This window comes from Pseudomonas duriflava (genome assembly GCF_007830155.1).
GTDB classification, from domain to species: Bacteria; Pseudomonadota; Gammaproteobacteria; order Pseudomonadales; family Pseudomonadaceae; genus Chryseomonas; species Chryseomonas duriflava.
In genome coordinates this window covers 129,988-147,971 of the sequence record NZ_VLKY01000006.1, presented here as the reverse complement: position 1 = coordinate 147,971, position 17,984 = coordinate 129,988, and the positions used below count along the sequence as shown (strand labels likewise).

The window sequence follows — 17,984 nt, the reverse complement described above, 5'->3', positions numbered from 1 at the left end:
AAGGCCAGCATTGAGCTGGCCTTTTTGTTATCTGCACCGGCTCAACGGAACGGTGGTTCGTCGAAACTGCGCAACTTGCGTGAGTGCAACGAATCGAGCTGAGCCCGCAACAGCTCCAGCGCCATGATGCCAATGGCCAGGTGCTGGCTTACGGCCCGTTCATAGAACGCATTTGCCGACCCCGGTAGCTTGATCTCACTATGCAATGGCTTGTCCGACACGCATAGCAACGTGCCATAGGGCACCCGTAGTCGATACCCTTGGGCTGCGATAGTGCCACTTTCCATGTCAACCGCAATGGCTCGCGCCAGATTGATTACCGGACGCTCCTGCGCCCAGCGCAACTCCCAGTTACGATCGTCATACGTGAGTACCGTTCCCGTCCGCAGCCGGCGCTTAAGCGCCTCTCCACGGTCGCCGGTGACCTGCGCTGCCGCCTCGGCCAGCGCTACCTGTACCTCAGCCAATGCTGGAATGGGGATATGCGGCGGCAGTACGCGATCCAGAATGCCGTCACGCCGCATGTAGGCATGGGCCAGTACATAGTCGCCGATCGTCTGCGACTGCCGCAGCCCACCGCAGTGGCCGATCATCAGCCAACAATGCGGGCGCAGGACGGCCAGGTGATCGGTAATGTTCTTGGCATTGGACGGGCCGACGCCAATGTTAACCAGCGTGACACCGTGACCATCCGCCGCCACCAGGTGATACGCCGGCATCTGGAAACGGTGCCAGGCGATACCGCCAATAATGGCCTGCGCTTCGCCTTCATCCAGCCCCCGTTCGATCGCAACATTTCCCGGCAGGATCATTCGCACGAAGCGGGGGTCGTCACGCAGCTGCTGTAGGCCGTGACGGATGAACTGGTCGACGTAACGGTGGTAGTTGGTCAGCAGGATCCATGGCTGCACGTGACGCCAGTCGCTGCCGGTGTAGTGCACAATTCGGCGCAGGGAAAAATCTGTCCGTACGGCATCGAACAGGGACAGCGGCAGGATCTGCTCACGAGCCCAGTCGTACAGCCCATCGGCTATATCATCATGGGCGGCAGACAGATCCGTACTGGGAAACACGCGGGCCAGCTCGGCGGCTGTCACACCAGATCCGGCCAGCTCGTCCCCCTGCTCCACCACATAGGGGTACGGAATGTCCTGCTGGCTCGGCCCAATCTCGACCAGAATGTCGTACTCCTCCATCAGCGGTTCGAGCTGTTCGAGCAGGTACTTACGAAACGCCGCCGGGTGGGTCACAGTGGCTCGATAGTTACCAGGCAATTGCACCTTGGCATAGGCACGGGTTGTAGTGGGCACCGCCTGTCCCGAGCGGTAACACACTCGGATCTCAGGGTAGCGGAACAACTGCCGCTCGTCCTCCGTCGGCTCGACCCGGCTCTTGAGGTATCGTTTGAGGGCCTGGCTCAACGCCTGGGTCGCCTGTTGGTGCAGCGCGGCAAGACGATCGACCGCTTCACTGGCTGTACTGGCTACGACAAAACCATCTTCGAACGTTTGAGTCATCCCGGATTCCTTACTCGATACGTACTTGCGCTTATTTGGAGACTACCTGATGAGCATCACGCTTTTCTGACAATGTTGTTTCATCCCGACGCTGATGCCACAAATGATAATAATGACCTTCTGGATGGGTCAGTAGCTGCTCGTGACTGCCATCCTCGACGATTCGTCCCTGGCGCAGCACGAGAATACGGTCCGCCTCGCGAATCGTGGATAGCCGATGCGCCACGACAATCATCGTGACCCGCCCGCGTAGGTCATGCAGCGCCTCCTGCAAAAGAGTTTCGGTTTCACTGTCGATACTGGCGGTAGCTTCATCCAGCAGCAAGACCTTGGGTTTTCGCAGTAGCGCACGTGCCAGGGCCAGCAACTGTCGCTCCCCGGTCGACAGGGTAAACCCTCGCTCGCCCAAGCGGGTCTCCAAACCTTCCGGCAGGCGTGCGACCAACGGGCTTAAATGTGCATCATCCAAAGCCTCTTTAAGTTGTTGCGGATCAACTTTGCTACCCAGCAACAGGTTATCGCGCAATGTACTCGATCGGACAAAGGGTTCCTGCGGTACGCTGGCAATCGCCGCGCCGAGTACATCCGGCGTCAGGCTGGATAGCTCACGACCATCCAGCAACAAACGTCCGCCACTGATAGGTTGAAGCCCGGCCAGTAGATCCAGCAACGTGGATTTGCCACTGCCGGTCGGTCCGACAATAGCCAAAAAAGTGCCTGGGGCAATCGTCAGGTCAATATCGCTCAGGGTGTCATGCTCGGCTGCCTCGTGGCGGAAGCGAACCTGTTCAAGCTCGAAACAGGCCTTTTCGACAGGACGGTCATCCGTACCCTGGCTAACCTGATGCTGATCCAGCACATGCAGCAAACGAGCACCCGCCACGGTCGCCTGTTGATAGAGATTAAAGCGCTGGGTAATTTCCATAAGCGGCTCGGTCACCCGCCCCAGGTAGGTAATAAAGGCATACAGCACCCCGATTTCCGCCCCACCGAGGAGATGATCCATGCCATAACTAAGCAACAGAACAGCTAGTACAGCCACGCTGATGAGATCAAGCGCCGAACGCAGCAGCAGGCCTGACAGACGTACCGTACTGATGCGCGCTTCATACTGCGCCTGGTTAAGCGTATGGAAATGCTCGCGGAACGCACGGGTCTGGTTGAATGCCTGAATGATCCCCATCCCGCCAATCGCCTCGTTCAGGCGTGCGCTCTGCTCGGCGCGCAAGGCGCGTACCCGCATCGCGGCCGGTCCGCTCAAGCGCTGGTACAGCCAGACGATAAAAGCGGCTGCCGGGATCAGCAAGGCGGCAATGGCCATCAGATGAATATCCATCAGCGCCATGGCGATAAGAATACCGGCCAGCAGGACAATATTGCCTACCACTGTGCCCAGAAAGGCAACATAGAGTTCACGTAGGGCATCAGTGTCATTAGTTACCCGGGCCACCAACTCACCGGTGGCCGTGCGATCATGAAAACTTTGCGGCAGGTGGAGTACGTGTCGAAACAGGCGCCGTCGCAGGAGCAATACGGTATCCATCGCTATACCAGCAAAGCGCAGGCTTTGTATGTAGTGTCCTGTGGCCGCCAAGGCTTGAGTGGCGATGTAAATCAGCAGCAGCGTGACAAGGGGTTGCGCCCGTAAATCGCCCGGCACCAGATAGGTATCGAGATAATGTTTGGTCAGCCAGGGGCCGGCCACATCCAATGTCGTTGCTCCTATTAGAATGGCAACGGTAACGGCAAGCCGCCGCGGATTGGCGAATACCGGTCCGAGCAATAATTTAAATACGCGACGTTCAAGCATGGTCGACCCCCGCCTGCTGCAACTGCCAGAGCCGGGCATAGACGCCGCCCTGAGCCAGCAAGGTTGCATGAGTACCCTGCTCGATAATACGTCCCTCCTCCAACACGACCAGCTGATCGGCTGTTCTCACGGCGGACAGGCGATGACTCACAATAATACTGGTTCGATCGCCTAAAGAGGCCAGCGTGCCTAATAGCCGCGTTTCGGTCGCCGTATCGACAGCGGAGAGCGTGTCATCAAGTAATAAAATAGGCGCGTTGGACAACAAGGCACGTGCCAGCGCCACCCGCTGCCGCTGCCCGCCCGACAAAGTCACACCCCGCTCGCCAACCAGGGTATCAAGCCCTGCTGGCAGCTGGGCCAGATCGGTACCGAACGCGGCTGCTTCCAGTGCGCGCTGAATGTCCTCCCGTGTTGCCTCAGGCCGCCCCAACGCCACGTTCTCGGCCAGGCTTCGAGCAAACAGGAACGGGTCCTGGGGCACGTAGGCGAACTGGCTGCGCAAGGTTTCGAGCGAGTACTCTTCGAGCGGATGGCCGCCCAATAGAATCTCACCGTGCTCTAGAGGAAACTGACGGAGCAGCAAGCGCAGCAGCGTACTCTTGCCACTCCCGGTAGCCCCGACGATACCCAGCGTACTACCAGACGGAATGTCGAGAGCAATATCCTGTAATGCCGGGACCTGGGCCTGCGGATACGTAAAGGCGCTGATATCTATATTTAGTCCAGCTTGCGGCTCGGAGAGTCGGATACCCTGGTCGAGAATGTTCTCCGGCGCTGCAAAGAATTCCTGTAAACGCCGTCCGCCCGCCTCACCTCGCTGAAGGATGTTCAGGCACCAGCCGATGGCATACATGGGCCAGATCAACTGCACAAGATAAAGACTGAAACTGGTGAGCTGGCCAAGCGTAATGGCGCCATGCTGGTAGCGAACAGTGCCAACGATTAGCGTTAGCAACGTTGCGCAACTCAAGGCGACGAAAATAATCGGTTCGTATTTGGCCTCGGTACGCTGTACCGCATAGTCAGCCCTGGCGGCGGCGCGAGCCCGTTCATCAAAATCGTCGAGCTCGGCTTCGATCAGAGCATTCTGACGCAGCATGCGCAAACCACTGAGCGCCTCCTGGGTACGGTCATTCAGAGCGGAAAACCGCTGCAAGGTCTGGGTAAAGCGCTGCTGTACCCGCTTGGCCACATGATAGAAGCCCCAAGCCATGAACGGAAACGGCAACAACGCAAGCATGGCCAGTGGCGCATCGATACCGATGACCATAACCACCAGCACCAGAACGAGTGTCATACCCCCGTCGAAACTCGACAGCACTCCTTCTCCGGCGGCCATCTCCACCGCATCGATGTCTTGGGTCGCTCTAGCTAAGAGATCGCCTGTCCGGCTAGCTTGAAAGAAACCTGGATCAAGACGGGTTAACTTGGCGTAAAAGGCATCGCGCAACTCAACGCCAACCTTGTAAGCCGTGCCAAACAACCGTACCCGCCAGTGATAGCGCAGCACGTACAAACCAGCGCCTACGGCAATCAGCAGGCCCACATGCCAGAACAGGCCCGCTCGATCCAGCTCACCCGCACGTAAGGCATCGATGGTTTTGCCCACCCACCAGGGCAGCGAAAGGTTCAGCAGACCTACGCCCAACAAGCAGAGAATAGCCCCGGCATAGGCCCGCCGATGGCGGTCGAGAAAGTCGCGCAGTAACGTCCAAAGCGCCATGACAAAAAATTCCAAACTGACGTAGCCGGCCAGTATAGCCTTCAAAAGGTTTCCATCTGCGGCTGGCACAGCAGCCAATCCTGCAGCATGGACTGCAATTCGTTCAGTTTGACCGGCTTGGACAGGTAATCACTCATTCCAGCCGCCAGACAATGGTCGCGGTCACCATGGTAGGGATGTGCCGACAGGGCCAGCACAGGCAGATTCTCGCACCCGGACAAGGCGCGGAGTGCACGACAGGTCGCAAAGCCGTCCATAACGGGCATCTGGCAGTTCAGCAGCACCACATCGAAAGTCTTCTGATCCAGCAAATCCAGCGCTTCGGAACCACTACATGCCGTACAGACCCGATACCCCAACCGCAACAGCATGCCGCGAATGATAACTGCGTCCTGCGGATTATTTTCTACCAGCAAGACCGTACAGTTGGCCGGTTGACGCTTGGTCTGCAGACAGGCACGCCGCATGAGCATCGGACGATCCATGGAACTGGGCAACGGCAAGGTGATGGCCAGGGAAAAGCGGCTGCCCTCGCCTGGCGTCGACGCATGCTCCAACGTACCGCCCATGAGAAGCACTAGCTTGCGGCACAGCGCCAAGCCAACTCCCAACCCACCGTACCGGCGCGTTCGAGAGCCATCCAGCGGATGAAACCGCTGATAGAGCTGCGCGCTCTGCTCTGGTGTAAACCCAATTCCGGTATCGACCACCTCAATCAATAACCGCTGCCCCTGCGGATCGGGCGAAGCCTCCGGGTGAGCCTTGACTGTCAGAACCACCTCCCCGCAATGCGTGAATTTGAAAGCATTATCGAGCAGGTAGCTAAGAGCCTTCGCCAGCTTGGGCGCATCGCCCTCAAAGGTATCAGGCAAGAGCGGATCAACTTCGACGACAAAAGCGAGGTCCTTTGCCTGAGCACGGGCAGTAAACCGTCGATTGAGACTGTCGCAAAGGCCATGCAGGCTGAACGGCATTCGACGTGCCACCTGCTTACCGGCCCTCAGCTCGCTCAAGGCAAGAATGTCGTCCACCATGCGCATCATCGTACGTGCCGACTCATGGGCAGACTCGTGATACTTGGCCATTTCCGGACTCATGGGCTGCGTCTGAAACAACTCCAGTGACCCGATAACGCCGTTCATGGGAGTACGCAGCTCATGCGTTACGGTCGCAAGGAACTCATCTTTCAAGCGGTTGCTGTTGGCTAGCTCTTCGTTGAGGCGTTCCAGCGCATGGCGAGAGTCTTCTAGAATACGCGCCCTCTCCTCACGCATCGCATGGATTCTGTCGGCCAGTGCCAGAGACAACAAGGCAACCTCCAGCGCCGATCCGATCTGGCTCGCATACACGGTCAGGAAGGTGTATGGCAGCAGTCCCGACACCATCAGGATGTTGGCCAGTCCGCCCAGCAGAAAAATGGTCCAGGCGATAATGAAGTAACGTGCCACGCGCATGCCGTCGAACCAGGCCCGAATCCCGGCGGTAAACATGGCAAAGATGAAAACCAAGGCCAACAACGTGGCCAAACGCATCGCAACAGCATAATCGCAGGTCAGCGAGGCCACGATGGAAAGGCCTGCCAGACCAATCAGCGCGATCAGGCAACGATCGATGTGTTGGCTATGCTGGCGCGTCTGTAGAAAGTGCCGGGCAAACTGAGTACCAAAGACTCCGGCCAGGCCGAGCAAAAAAGGAGTAGCCGTGTTGGCCCACCAAGGGCTGTCCGGCCACAGGTACTCCGAGCCGGTACCATTGATGGACACAAGATACAGGGCAAACGCCCCAACATAAAAGATATGGTACAGGTAGCTGAGATCACGAACGCTCAGGAAAATCAGGAGGTTGTACAGCATCATTACCAGCAGCACACCGTAGATGATGCCGGTAAGGTAGGTCCGTGCCGGTTGGTCTTCAATAAAAGCCAGAGGCGACCAGAGCGTCAGCGGTGCCTGAACCGATCCCTCACTTGCCACGCGCAGATAAAGCCGTTTCGTCTCGCCTGGCTCAAAGGTCATCTCATACAGATAGCTACTGTGCCGGATTGGACGGCTACCAAAGGGCAAGGTATCGCCCATTCGCTGAGCCAGCCGGTAGCGCCCTGCTTCGTCCACCGTGTAGATATCATAGTGATCCAGCGGCGGGTAGGACATTTCCAGTAACCAGCGGCGCTTTCCGGACTCACGCTTCGGCTGATAAGTCAGGTCTACACGAATCCAATAGGCCGAGCGCGAATAACCCGCGCCGAATACGGCGGACCGGTGCTCGACAAAACTTCCGCTTAGCGCGGGCGAGGAGATATCCGCAATGGTGGTCGTACCTTGTACGTCCTCGAATACCTGAAGCGAGCGCCCCAGCGATAAGTGTTTGGTGGACTCATCAAATTCGATTGCCCATACCCATAGCGGGCAGGCTAGCAGAATGAACAGCAGCCAGTTGCGCATAAAAGGCTCGCCAGATGTAAGCTGCAGGCAGCATCACGCACATACGGCCTTTTCGTGCGACGCGTCCCTTCAAGCATGGAGTCGGATGCGGCACTCTACCACAGACGCCCGGCTCGGCCATATGACCGTTCAGGCCTTGATTCAAATTGTTTGGTGATAAGCTTTCCTACATGAACATACATAACGCTCGTCCCGTTGTCCTTTGTCTTTCCGGCCATGATCCAAGTGGTGGAGCCGGGCTGCAGGCAGATATCGAAGCCCTGATCGCCCAGGGCTGTCATGCCGCGCCAGCCGTTACCGCCCTGACTGTTCAGGACACAGTCAACGTATCCGACTTTCGGGTACTTGATCGCGAATGGGTAATGGCTCAGGCCAATGCTGTGCTGGCCGACCTCCCTGTAGCGGCTGTCAAACTCGGCATGTTGGGCTCCATCGAGATGGTAGAAACCGTACTCGACCTCCTGATCGATCACCCTCACCTGCCTCTGGTCTGTGACCCGGTTCTTCGGGCTGGCGGTGGCGGTTCGCTCGGCCGGGATGATGTCGGCTATGCCATTCGCGAACGTCTTCTACCGCGAGCGACCATTGCAACGCCCAACCTGCCGGAGGCGCGTATTCTGGCTGAGCTGCCCGAAGGCACGGCGGACCAATGCGCCGAAAAACTGTTGCCGTATTGCGAGAATTTGCTCATCACGGGTGGCCATGGCGACGAATACGAAGTACACAATCGGCTGTATGGTCGCGACGGTACTCAGCAAACCTTTACCTGCCAGCGCCTGCCGGGCAGCTACCATGGCTCAGGGTGTACCCTGGCCAGCGCCTTGGCAGGTCGCCTCGCCTTGGGCGAAGCACTGCCCAGCGCTGTGCGCTCTGCTCTAGACTACACATGGCGTACCCTGCGTGATGCCGAACAACCCGGTCGAGGCCAGTATGTGCCACGCCGCCTACCGCTGGACTTCTGCTCATGAAACCGTTGAGTGGCAAACCATTGCGCGGCCTTTATGCCATTACCGATAGCACTCTGCTGGCCGATGGTAAGCTGGTCTCGTATGTAGAGGCTGCCTTAAAAGGCGGCGCACGACTAATCCAGTACCGAGACAAATCTACGGATACTGCCCGCCGTTGGGACGAAGCTCAGGCACTGGCAGAGCTCTGCACCCGATATGATGCCGACCTGATTATCAATGACGACCTGGAACTGGCCATGCGCCTGAGCGTAGGCGTTCATCTGGGGCAGGAAGACGGCTCTCTTGCAGCGGCCCGTGTCCGGCTCGGCACCCGCGCGCTTCTGGGCGGCACCTGTCATGCCCGGCTCGACCTGGCTGAACGTGCTGTTGCCGAAGGGGCAGACTACGTTGCCTTTGGCCGCTTTTTCACGTCGCAGACCAAGCCAGGGGCACCAGCCGCCACGCCTGAATTACTTGAGGAAGCCCACCGCCACTTGAATGTGCCGATTTGCGCTATTGGCGGCGTTACTCTGGATAACGCACCTGACCTCATCGCGCGCGGTGCCCATCTGGTCGCCGTTATTCATGCGCTGTTTTCCGCCACGTCCGCTAACGAAGTGGAGCAACGTGCCCGTGCCTTCAGCGCCTTATTCTGACTTTTTTAGAGACTTGCCATGTCCCGCTCCGAAAGCCTTTTTGCCGATGCCCAGAAACACATCCCCGGCGGGGTCAACTCTCCCGTTCGCGCCTTCAAAAGTGTGGGTGGTACGCCGCTGTTCTTCAAACATGCTGCAGGCGCTTATGTCACTGACGAAGACGACAAGCGCTATGTCGACTATGTAGGCTCCTGGGGTCCCATGATCCTGGGACATAGCCACCCCGACGTCCTCGATGCCGTTCGTCGACAACTAGAGCATGGCTTGTCCTACGGCGCTCCGACTGCGCTCGAAACTGAGATGGCCAACCTTATCTGCGCCCTGGTTCCCTCGATGGAGATGGTGCGCATGGTCAGCTCCGGTACTGAAGCTACGATGAGTGCAATCCGCTTGGCGCGGGGCTATACCGGTCGGGATACCATCATCAAGTTCGAAGGTTGCTATCACGGTCACTCGGACAGCCTGCTGGTCAAGGCCGGCTCCGGGGCTCTGACGCTGGGTGTGCCAAGTTCGCCCGGTGTTCCAGCCGCTTTCGCCCAACATACCCTGACGCTGCCCTACAATGACTTGGATGCCGTCAAGGAAACCCTGCTGAAAGCAGATCCTGATATCGCCTGCATTATCGTCGAGCCTGTGGCAGGCAACATGAACTGCGTTCCACCAGCACCGGGCTTCCTGCAAGGACTCCGAGCTCTATGCGATGAACACGGCGTCGTGCTGATCTTTGACGAAGTGATGACCGGTTTTCGCGTTTCCCTAGGTGGCGCTCAAGCGTTCTATGGTGTCACCCCCGACCTGACCACTTTCGGTAAGATTGTAGGCGGCGGCATGCCGGTCGGCTGCTTTGGCGGCAAGCGCGAGATCATGGAAAAAATCGCCCCGCTCGGACCGGTCTACCAGGCGGGTACGCTGTCAGGTAACCCGCTGGCGATGGCGGCAGGTCTGACCACCCTCAATCTGATCAGCCGCCCCGGCTTTCATGATGAACTGAGCCGCTACACAGCTCGCATGCTGGATGGTCTGCAACAACGTGCCGATGCAGCCGGCATTCCTTTCGTGACCACCCAGGCGGGCGGCATGTTCGGCCTGTATTTTAGCGGTGCGGACGACATCGTAACCTTTGATGATGTAATGGCCAGCGATGTCGAGCGCTTCAAGCACTTCTTCCATCTCATGCTGAAAGGCGGCGTGTACCTGGCCCCTAGCGCCTTCGAAGCCGGCTTTACGTCCATTGCTCATGGCGAAACCGAACTCGACATTACTTTCCAGGCTGCGGAACAGGCGTTTGCAGCCCTTAAAGGCTAATTGATGACATTAGGTTCCGCTGCATTGACAGCGCAGCGGAACCATTGCCGCCACTACGCCTCTCATAAAAGTCCCGTTATCAAAGCAACTACAAAAGAAGTTCATATGAGCACGTAAATTTTTTGTAAAGTGATACCGGGTTCGCTCATACTAATAGAGCCGGCGCGTGTTTCGCCGGTCGGGTTCTGGAAAGACCTGCCTCGATTCTGGAGGCGTTTCATGCATCGCGCCGGCCGTATCCTCATCACTGGACTCTTGCTGTTCCCCCTATTGGCTCAAGCGGGCGGTAATTCCCTGCTTATCCCAAGCACCAGTCGGTGCAACCTTAATACCGCTCCTGAAGAACTGGCACAAGCCTTGGGTAAATGTCAGCAATTCGCCCGAGACGGCGACGCTCAGGCCCAATATGAATTGGGTGCGTTTTACTACGAAGGTAAACAGGCTCCTCGGGATTTCAATCAGGCGCGGATCTGGTTTGAGCAGGCCTCACTAAAAGGGCATGCCGAAGCCCAATACCGTCTGGGCACGATGTTTTTCCGCGGTGAAGGCGTGCAACCTAATACCGTACAGGCGTATATCGTCTTGAAAATGGCAGCGATCAATGGCTCCGAAGACGCCATGGATACGGCCGATTTGGTAGCCGAGCAAATGCACCGGGACGAGCTGGAGATTGCGACCCAGGTACTAGGCCAGATCTTTCGTGATTATCTGCAGGATTTGCAGACGGCTGGTAGCGGTAATCCATTCGACCCGCTACCCCGGTGAGCCCGTGATTTCGACGGGCTGCTCATTAGGCAGGGGTGCGCAATGGCCTACTTTTCCGGCATTGGCACCGGGAAGGGCATAACGTTGGTACCGCCTTTAGCTTCGCTGATCTTGGCCTGGCCCAACCGCTCGACTTCATCAATCCGAATAATGGAGTGCAGCGGTACGAAACTGCGGATAACTCCTTCGAACTGAGCCTTAAGCTTCTCTTCGCTTGGATCGACCACTACTTGGGTACGCTCACCGAAAACAAACTCTTCGACCTCGAGAAATCCCCATAGATCGCTTTGGAAGATTTGCTTGGCATACATCTCGTATACCTGCCCCTGGTTATGAAAGATCACCTTATAAATTGCGGGTTTGCTCATAGCTGTAGGTAACCGGAGGGAAAAGGGGCGCGGATAATAACAGTGAGGAGACGATCAGTGCTAGGAAGCCAGCCTTCTCCCCCCTATAATACACGGTCCTCAAAGCCACTCTCCCGACGAAGCGCATGACCAAGAAGCTTTTCATCGAAACCCATGGCTGTCAGATGAACGAGTACGACTCGTCCCGCATGGTCGATCTCCTCGGTGAGCATCACGCGCTGGAGCTGACCGAAAACCCGGCCGAAGCGGATGTGATCCTGCTCAATACCTGCTCGATTCGTGAGAAAGCCCAGGAAAAGGTTTTTTCTCAACTGGGCCGCTGGCGCGAACTGAAACTGCAAAATCCGGAGCTGGTCATCGGCGTCGGCGGCTGCGTGGCCAGTCAGGAAGGCGCCGCCATTCGCGACCGTGCGCCTTATGTCGACGTTGTGTTCGGCCCGCAGACGCTGCACCGCTTGCCTGAGATGATCGATGCGGCGCGTACGACCCGAGCCCCGCAAGTAGATATCTCCTTCCCGGAAATCGAAAAGTTCGACCGCCTGCCGGAGCCCCGTGTTGACGGCCCTAGCGCGTTCGTATCGATCATGGAAGGTTGCAGCAAATACTGTACTTTCTGCGTGGTGCCCTATACCCGCGGCGAAGAAGTCAGCCGTCCGTTCGACGACGTTCTCGCCGAAGTCATTCACCTCGCGGAAAATGGCGTTCGGGAAGTTACCCTTCTCGGCCAGAACGTCAATGGCTATCGCGGCCTGACCCATGACGGACGTATCGCCGACTTTGCCGAACTGCTGCGCGTGGTCGCGGCAGTCGATGGCATCGACCGTATCCGCTATACCACCTCACATCCGCTGGAGTTTTCCGATGCCTTAATTCAGGCCCATGCGGAAATTCCGGAATTGGCCAGGTTCGTACACCTGCCCGTGCAGGCGGGCTCCGACCGTATTTTAGCTGCCATGAAACGTAACCATACGGCACTGGAATACAAGTCGCGAATCCGCAAGCTCAAGGCTGCAGTCCCGGATATCTGCATCAGCTCCGACTTTATCGTTGGTTTTCCAGGCGAAACGGAGAAGGATTTCGAGCAGACCCTGAAGCTGATCGAAGATGTAGGATTCGATTTTTCCTACTCCTTCATCTACAGCTCGCGCCCCGGCACTCCAGCCGCCGACCTGGTCGACGATACCCCGGAAGCGCTCAAAAAGCAGCGCCTGCAAATCCTGCAGGCCCGCATCAACCAGCAAGGATTCGAGATCAGTCGACGTATGGTTGGCTCCGTCCAGACCATCTTGGTCAGCGACTTCTCGAAAAAGGATCCCGGCATGTTGCAGGGCCGTACTGAGAACAACCGGATCGTCAATTTCCGCTCCAGCAACGCCTTGCTGATTGGGCAGTTTGTCCAGGTGCATATCGATGAAGCCCTTCCCCACTCGCTTCGCGGCACCCTTCTGGCGGAAAGTACGCCTTCTCATGCAACTTCTGAGACTACTTTACCGGTCTGACTAATTAGTAACGTGCGTACTTTGCCAAGTACGCACAACCGGTTACTCTTCAAGTAAATATCATTGGCCACAGGGCGATTACTGACTCCTTGAACACACCTCAAGAACCCCGGCGCTTTACCCTCGAACCGTTCGATGCTCAACGCTTCGCCAGTCTTTGCGGCCAGCTCGACGAAAACCTGCGACAGATTGAAAAGCGGCTCGAGATTGAAATCCGCAACCGCGGCAATCAATTTGAACTCGTGGGCCCTGCGGAACGTGTCCAGGCGGCTGAAAACCTTTTGCGTCGTCTGTATCGTGAAACCAAAAACGAGGGAGACCTTACGCCTGACACTGTCCATCTTTTCCTTCAGGAATCTGGACTCGAAGGCTTGGAAAACCCCGAGAGCGAACTCAACGTCTCCTTGCGTACGCGCAAGGGAATGATCCGTCCTCGCGGTGCCAATCAGCAGCGTTATGTACGCTCGATTTTGGACCACGATATCAATTTCGGTATCGGTCCAGCCGGCACTGGCAAGACTTATCTAGCCGTCGCCTGCGCCGTAGACGCACTTGAACGCGAGCAGATCCGTCGCATCTTGCTGGTTCGCCCAGCGGTCGAAGCGGGTGAAAAGCTTGGCTTCCTGCCTGGCGACCTGGCGCAAAAAATCGATCCTTATTTACGTCCACTGTATGACGCTTTGTATGAGATGCTCGGCTTCGAAACCGTAGCCAAACTCATCGAGCGTCAAGTCATCGAAGTGGCTCCGCTGGCCTACATGCGTGGCCGTACCTTGAATAACAGCTTTATTATTCTTGATGAAAGCCAAAACACCACGGTTGAGCAGATGAAGATGTTTCTCACCCGGATTGGCTTTGGCTCCACGGCAGTCATCACTGGCGACATTACACAGGTCGATCTACCACGCGGTACCCGCTCTGGCCTCGCTCATGTGATCAATGTCCTGAAGGACGTACCTGGCATCGGCTTTACTCACTTCCAGGCCAAGGATGTCGTTCGCCATCCTCTGGTCCAGCGGATCGTCGAAGCCTACGACCGCTTCGAGCAGCAAACGGAAAAACGTGCGCCCAAGGAACCGCCGCATGACAATTGAACTGGATGTGCAGGTCGCCAGTGAAGCGCCCGACCTGCCTGAGGAACCCCAGTTACGCCGCTGGTGTGAGGCTGCCCTCCGCCAGCGCACGGCAGATTCGGAGCTCACTATCCGGCTTGTAGACGAGCCGGAGGGGCGCGAACTCAACAGCACTTACCGTCACAGGGACTATGCCACCAACGTGCTGACATTTCCCGCAGACATACCGGACGAATTGCTGGACATTCCCTTATTGGGCGATGTGATCATCTGTGCACCGGTAATCGCGCGTGAGGCCGCCGAACAAGGTAAGTCACTTGAGGCCCATTGGGCGCATATGGTGATCCATGGCTGTCTCCATCTACTCGGCTATGACCACATTGAAAATGATGAAGCCGAGGAGATGGAAGCATTGGAACGGCACTTGCTAGCAGAATTAGGGCATCCTGACCCGTATGGCGACGAATAGAACCGACATGAACGAAGATCGATCGAGTAGCGGGCATAAGTCCTGGCTGGAACGGATTGTCCAGGCCTTTGCCCATGAGCCCAAGAGCCGCCAGGAACTACTGGAATTGCTCCGGGAGGCCCATGAAAACAAGGTGCTCGACAGCGAGGCCCTGTCTATTGTGGAGGGCGCCATTTCAGTAGCGGACTTGCAAGTTCGTGACATCATGGTGCCGCGCTCCCAGATCATCAGCGTTAAGGCCAGCCAAACACCGGAAGAATTTCTCCCTGCCGTTATTGAGGCAGCTCACTCGCGTTATCCTGTAATTGGTGAAACGCCAGATGATGTCCTTGGCGTACTACTGGCTAAAGATCTGCTACCTCTGATTATCAAGCATGATCAGGATTTCGACCTGAAACGCCTCTGGCGTCCCGCTACCTTCGTACCGGAATCCAAACGGTTAAACGTATTGCTTCGAGAGTTCCGCACGACCCATAACCACATGGCTATCGTTGTGGATGAGTACGGTGGTGTGGCCGGTCTTGTCACAATTGAGGACGTGCTAGAGCAAATCGTCGGTGACATCGAAGACGAGCACGACGTTGAAGAAGAAAGCTTTATCAAGCCCTTGCCCAGCGGCGATTTCATTGTAAAAGCACTGACGCCGGTCCAGGCAATCAATGACTTCTTCGAAACCGAATTTCCCGATCAAGACGTGGATACGGTAGGAGGACTCGTCATGAGCGCCTTCGGGCACCTGCCCCGGCGTAACGAGGAGATTGTGATCGATGATTTCCGCTTCCGCGTACTTAACGCAGATGGTCGACGTATCCATCTGCTACGCATGACGCCCGTCACCGAGCGTTAAGATTAAGGCGTCTGACTTCCCAAACAGACGCCTTGCTACTTCAACCCTACAACTTTTAACACGCCCCTCACGTAGCGAATGGCGACATGCATCCTATAAGCTTGCGCGTCATCGAATTACCAAGGATTTCCAATGCGCTGGATGATTACGCCCGGCTGGAAGGGCAACCTGCTCGCTCTAGTTGCTGGAGCCCTGACCCCGCTTGCCTTTGCACCCTTTAACCTGTGGCCGCTCGAACTCGTATCGATTGCTGTTTTCTACTTGTCGCTTCGCGAGTTGAGTGCAGGATGGGCATTGCTGCGCGGCTGGTGTTATGGCTTGGGTGTCTTCTTGGCTGGTACCAGTTGGGTCTATGTCAGCATTCATGACTACGGAGCGGCCTCGGTTCCCCTGGCCGCTGGCCTGACCTTTGGCTTTTGTGCCGGAATCGCCCTGTTGTTTGCCCTGCCCGCCTGGTTATGGGCCCTTTGCCTTCGGCGTAACCACGCACCAATCATGGACGCACTTGCCTTTGCTGCGCTCTGGTTTGGCCTGGAAGTCTTTCGCAGCTGGTGTCTGACTGGCTTCCCTTGGCTGTTCGCTGGCTACAGCCAGATGGACGCCCCCTTATCCGGCCTTGCTCCGGTTGGAGGCGTGTGGTTGCTGTCATTTTCACTAGCCCTGACAGCCGCACTGATCGTTAACGCTCTCGGCTTCGTACGTAACCCAGGCAGTCTTGTGGCGGGCTTGATTCTCCTGGCAACGCCTTGGGTAGCCGCTAGTATTTTCAAAGGTCAGGTCTGGACTACACCCCTAGGGCAGCCGCTTAAGGTCAGTGCCATCCAGGGCAATATTGCACAGGAACTCAAGTGGGATCCCAAGCATGTACAGGAAACTCTCGCCCTTTATCGCGAAATGACCGTACGGGAAGGCCGGACGGACTTGATCGTCTGGCCGGAAAATGCGGTTCCAGTTCTCAAGGAATATGCCGAGAGTTATCTGAAAGAAGTCACCGGCATTGCGAATCAACGGGGAGCCGCCTTGATCACCGGCATTCCTGTACGCGAACGCGACGATCAAGGGCAGGATCGTTTCTACAACGCCGTCGTGGTCAGCGGTGAAGGTAGCGGTACCTATTACAAGCAGAAGCTGGTTCCCTTCGGCGAGTATGTTCCGCTACAAGAGCAACTGCGCGGACTAATCGAATTCTTCAACCTGCCTATGTCTGATTTTGTACCGGGCCCCAGCCATCAGTCGCTTTTGATTGCCAAAGGCTACAAGATCGCCCCGTTCATTTGCTATGAAGTGGTCTATCCTGAGTTTGTTGCCGCCGCCGCCGCACGTAGCGACCTGCTTCTGACAATCAGCAATGACACGTGGTTCGGCAAGTCCGTTGGGCCCCAGCAACACCTGCAGATGGCACGCATGCGCGCCCTGGAAAGCGGCCGCTGGATGATCCGCGGAACCAACAACGGCATTACAGCCCTGATTGATCCCTTCGGCCGGCTGACAACGCAGATTCCTCCTTACCAATTAGCTGTATTACATGGCACGGTGGTACCGATGGAAGGTCTGACACCGTATCTAAAATGGCGGTTGTGGCCGTTGGCCATTCTGTGTGGCCTGCTGGGAGCTTGGGCCGTGATACGTCGCCTGATGGAGCGCTCACGCCAAGTTTTTTGACGAAAATTTAAGCCCTGACCGTTTGCAGGAGAGCGGTCATGGTCAGGCAGTCACCGATAGGCCAGTGGATACAGGAGCAGCCCAATAGCCTCATTGATCAACAGACCGTTCTGCCAGAGCGGCTTGGTTTCAGGTAACCAACCGCCCAGCGGCCGACCGTTGGGCACACTCATGAAGCCCATGGGCGCAGGAATCACTTCGAATCCCTGCTGTTCAAAGCATCTCTTGGCACGAGCCATGTGAAAGGCTTGAGTAACCAGGACAATACGTTTTACTCCGTCGCGCTTGAGAATAGGTGCACTTAACGTCGCATTTTCCCAAGTCGTTCGGCTTTCTTTTTCTAGCCAGCGTACCGGCACGTTGTAATCTTCTTCCATTACCTCAGCCATTAGCTCGGCTTCGCTCGGCGGATCAACCAGCGGAGTACCTCCCGTAATCAAGACAGGCAAGTGCGTCACCCGGGCTATTCGCGCTGCATAGCGCACCCGCTCGGCCGCCAGGCTACTAGCAACGTCACCTTCCCAGGCAGGATCTGCCCGCTCTCGGCCCGCCCCCAAAATCACGATCGCATCTGCCCGTCTCGACAATGAGGGCCAATCAGCCTGCGCCACAGGAGGGTCCCGCTCAATAACAGTAGCGCCCCATTCGACCACAACCGGCAAACTCATTAACCAGAAACCAGCCAAACCTAGAGCCAGACAACTTAGAGAGAGTCGAGGCCAGCGGCGACGCAGCAGGAGGGCGATCACTATTAGCAGGAGCAAGCCGCCAGGCGGCATTACCAATTGTTTGACGACATACCGAAACAGCATCGAAACGTCCATGCGAGCGCTCTGTCCCTACGAGTCAAAAAAGGAGGATAACGCAGATAACATAAAATACTGATGCTAAGCCGTTAT

The 17,984-nt window shown here is 56.8% G+C and carries 15 protein-coding genes; 9 read left to right on the top strand and 6 right to left on the bottom strand.

Annotated elements, in window-relative coordinates; all coding sequences use genetic code 11:
- Positions 1 to 41 precede the first annotated feature (41 nt).
- The 4 genes from amn to IQ22_RS10370 are packed head-to-tail and all read right to left on the bottom strand — an operon-like array spanning position 42 to position 7,494.
- On the bottom strand, positions 42 to 1,517 hold the full coding sequence (amn, locus tag IQ22_RS10385; protein WP_145141442.1) for an AMP nucleosidase: 1,476 nt from the start codon (positions 1,515 to 1,517) through the stop codon (positions 42 to 44).
- A gap of 31 nt (positions 1,518 to 1,548) precedes the next feature.
- Positions 1,549 to 3,327 carry an ABC transporter ATP-binding protein gene (locus IQ22_RS10380; RefSeq protein ID WP_145141440.1) on the bottom strand — a complete coding sequence of 593 codons (1,779 nt, stop codon included), beginning with the start codon at positions 3,325 to 3,327 and terminating at the stop codon, positions 1,549 to 1,551.
- Entirely contained in the window at positions 3,320 to 5,098 is a 1,779-nt protein-coding gene (locus IQ22_RS10375) for an ABC transporter ATP-binding protein (RefSeq protein ID WP_244309079.1), read from the bottom strand. The genes IQ22_RS10380 and IQ22_RS10375 overlap by 8 nt, the downstream gene beginning before the upstream one ends.
- Positions 5,095 to 7,494, bottom strand: a complete 2,400-nt coding sequence (locus IQ22_RS10370) for a hybrid sensor histidine kinase/response regulator (protein ID WP_145141438.1) — start codon at positions 7,492 to 7,494, stop codon at positions 5,095 to 5,097. The genes IQ22_RS10375 and IQ22_RS10370 overlap by 4 nt, the downstream gene beginning before the upstream one ends.
- A gap of 170 nt (positions 7,495 to 7,664) precedes the next feature.
- On the opposite strand from IQ22_RS10370, the gene IQ22_RS10365 reads away from it, so the two are divergent.
- From IQ22_RS10365 to IQ22_RS10350, 4 genes are all read left to right on the top strand, one after another.
- Positions 7,665 to 8,462, top strand: a complete 798-nt coding sequence (locus IQ22_RS10365; RefSeq protein ID WP_145141436.1) for a hydroxymethylpyrimidine/phosphomethylpyrimidine kinase — start codon at positions 7,665 to 7,667, stop codon at positions 8,460 to 8,462.
- Positions 8,459 to 9,097 (top strand): thiamine phosphate synthase, encoded by a 639-nt coding sequence (gene thiE, locus IQ22_RS10360; protein ID WP_145141434.1) that lies wholly within the window; start codon positions 8,459 to 8,461, stop codon positions 9,095 to 9,097. The genes IQ22_RS10365 and thiE overlap by 4 nt, the downstream gene beginning before the upstream one ends.
- A gap of 18 nt (positions 9,098 to 9,115) precedes the next feature.
- Positions 9,116 to 10,402 carry a glutamate-1-semialdehyde 2,1-aminomutase gene (hemL, locus tag IQ22_RS10355; RefSeq protein ID WP_145141431.1) on the top strand — a complete coding sequence of 429 codons (1,287 nt, stop codon included), beginning with the start codon at positions 9,116 to 9,118 and terminating at the stop codon, positions 10,400 to 10,402.
- 219 nt (positions 10,403 to 10,621) lie between these two features.
- Complete coding sequence (locus IQ22_RS10350) at positions 10,622 to 11,167, top strand: tetratricopeptide repeat protein (RefSeq protein ID WP_145141429.1); 546 nt, start codon at positions 10,622 to 10,624, stop codon at positions 11,165 to 11,167.
- Between the two features lie 47 nt (positions 11,168 to 11,214).
- Here IQ22_RS10350 and IQ22_RS10345 read toward each other — a convergent pair whose 3' ends face one another.
- Positions 11,215 to 11,535, bottom strand: a complete 321-nt coding sequence (locus IQ22_RS10345; RefSeq protein ID WP_145141427.1) for a DUF1820 family protein — start codon at positions 11,533 to 11,535, stop codon at positions 11,215 to 11,217.
- A 125-nt stretch (positions 11,536 to 11,660) separates the two neighbouring features.
- On the opposite strand from IQ22_RS10345, the gene miaB reads away from it, so the two are divergent.
- From miaB to lnt, 5 genes are all read left to right on the top strand, one after another.
- Positions 11,661 to 13,034: a tRNA (N6-isopentenyl adenosine(37)-C2)-methylthiotransferase MiaB gene (miaB, locus tag IQ22_RS10340; RefSeq protein WP_145141425.1), complete on the top strand. Its 1,374-nt coding sequence runs from the start codon at positions 11,661 to 11,663 to the stop codon at positions 13,032 to 13,034.
- Between the two features lie 89 nt (positions 13,035 to 13,123).
- A complete protein-coding gene (locus IQ22_RS10335; protein ID WP_145141423.1) occupies positions 13,124 to 14,128 on the top strand; it encodes a PhoH family protein in 1,005 nt (334 codons plus the stop codon).
- Positions 14,118 to 14,576: an rRNA maturation RNase YbeY gene (ybeY, locus tag IQ22_RS10330; protein WP_145141421.1), complete on the top strand. Its 459-nt coding sequence runs from the start codon at positions 14,118 to 14,120 to the stop codon at positions 14,574 to 14,576. The genes IQ22_RS10335 and ybeY overlap by 11 nt, the downstream gene beginning before the upstream one ends.
- 7 nt (positions 14,577 to 14,583) lie before the next feature.
- Entirely contained in the window at positions 14,584 to 15,423 is an 840-nt protein-coding gene (locus tag IQ22_RS10325; RefSeq protein WP_145141419.1) for a CorC family transporter, read from the top strand.
- A gap of 132 nt (positions 15,424 to 15,555) precedes the next feature.
- The gene (gene lnt / locus IQ22_RS10320) at positions 15,556 to 17,085 is read left to right on the top strand and encodes an apolipoprotein N-acyltransferase (RefSeq protein ID WP_145141417.1); all 1,530 of its coding nucleotides are present in this window, start codon (positions 15,556 to 15,558) and stop codon (positions 17,083 to 17,085) included.
- Between the two features lie 50 nt (positions 17,086 to 17,135).
- Here the strand turns inward: lnt and IQ22_RS10315 are convergent, their stop codons facing one another.
- On the bottom strand, positions 17,136 to 17,897 hold the full coding sequence (locus IQ22_RS10315; RefSeq protein ID WP_145141729.1) for a YdcF family protein: 762 nt from the start codon (positions 17,895 to 17,897) through the stop codon (positions 17,136 to 17,138).
- Positions 17,898 to 17,984 lie beyond the last annotated feature (87 nt).

Bases quoted from the DNA above. Each gene is read 5' to 3' on its own strand.
- hemL (WP_145141431.1), top strand. From the start codon at position 9,116: ATGTCCCGCTCCGAAAGCCTTTTTGCCGATGCCCAGAAACACATCCCC.
- IQ22_RS10345 (WP_145141427.1), bottom strand. From the start codon at position 11,535: ATGAGCAAACCCGCAATTTATAAGGTGATCTTTCATAACCAGGGGCAG.
- ybeY (WP_145141421.1), top strand. From the start codon at position 14,118: ATGACAATTGAACTGGATGTGCAGGTCGCCAGTGAAGCGCCCGACCTG.
- IQ22_RS10350 (WP_145141429.1), top strand. From the start codon at position 10,622: ATGCATCGCGCCGGCCGTATCCTCATCACTGGACTCTTGCTGTTCCCC.
- IQ22_RS10370 (WP_145141438.1), bottom strand. From the start codon at position 7,494: ATGCGCAACTGGCTGCTGTTCATTCTGCTAGCCTGCCCGCTATGGGTA.
- amn (WP_145141442.1), bottom strand. From the start codon at position 1,517: ATGACTCAAACGTTCGAAGATGGTTTTGTCGTAGCCAGTACAGCCAGT.
- miaB (WP_145141425.1), top strand. From the start codon at position 11,661: ATGACCAAGAAGCTTTTCATCGAAACCCATGGCTGTCAGATGAACGAG.
- IQ22_RS10365 (WP_145141436.1), top strand. From the start codon at position 7,665: ATGAACATACATAACGCTCGTCCCGTTGTCCTTTGTCTTTCCGGCCAT.
- IQ22_RS10380 (WP_145141440.1), bottom strand. From the start codon at position 3,327: ATGCTTGAACGTCGCGTATTTAAATTATTGCTCGGACCGGTATTCGCC.
- thiE (WP_145141434.1), top strand. From the start codon at position 8,459: ATGAAACCGTTGAGTGGCAAACCATTGCGCGGCCTTTATGCCATTACC.
- lnt (WP_145141417.1), top strand. From the start codon at position 15,556: ATGCGCTGGATGATTACGCCCGGCTGGAAGGGCAACCTGCTCGCTCTA.
- IQ22_RS10325 (WP_145141419.1), top strand. From the start codon at position 14,584: ATGAACGAAGATCGATCGAGTAGCGGGCATAAGTCCTGGCTGGAACGG.
- IQ22_RS10315 (WP_145141729.1), bottom strand. From the start codon at position 17,897: ATGCTGTTTCGGTATGTCGTCAAACAATTGGTAATGCCGCCTGGCGGC.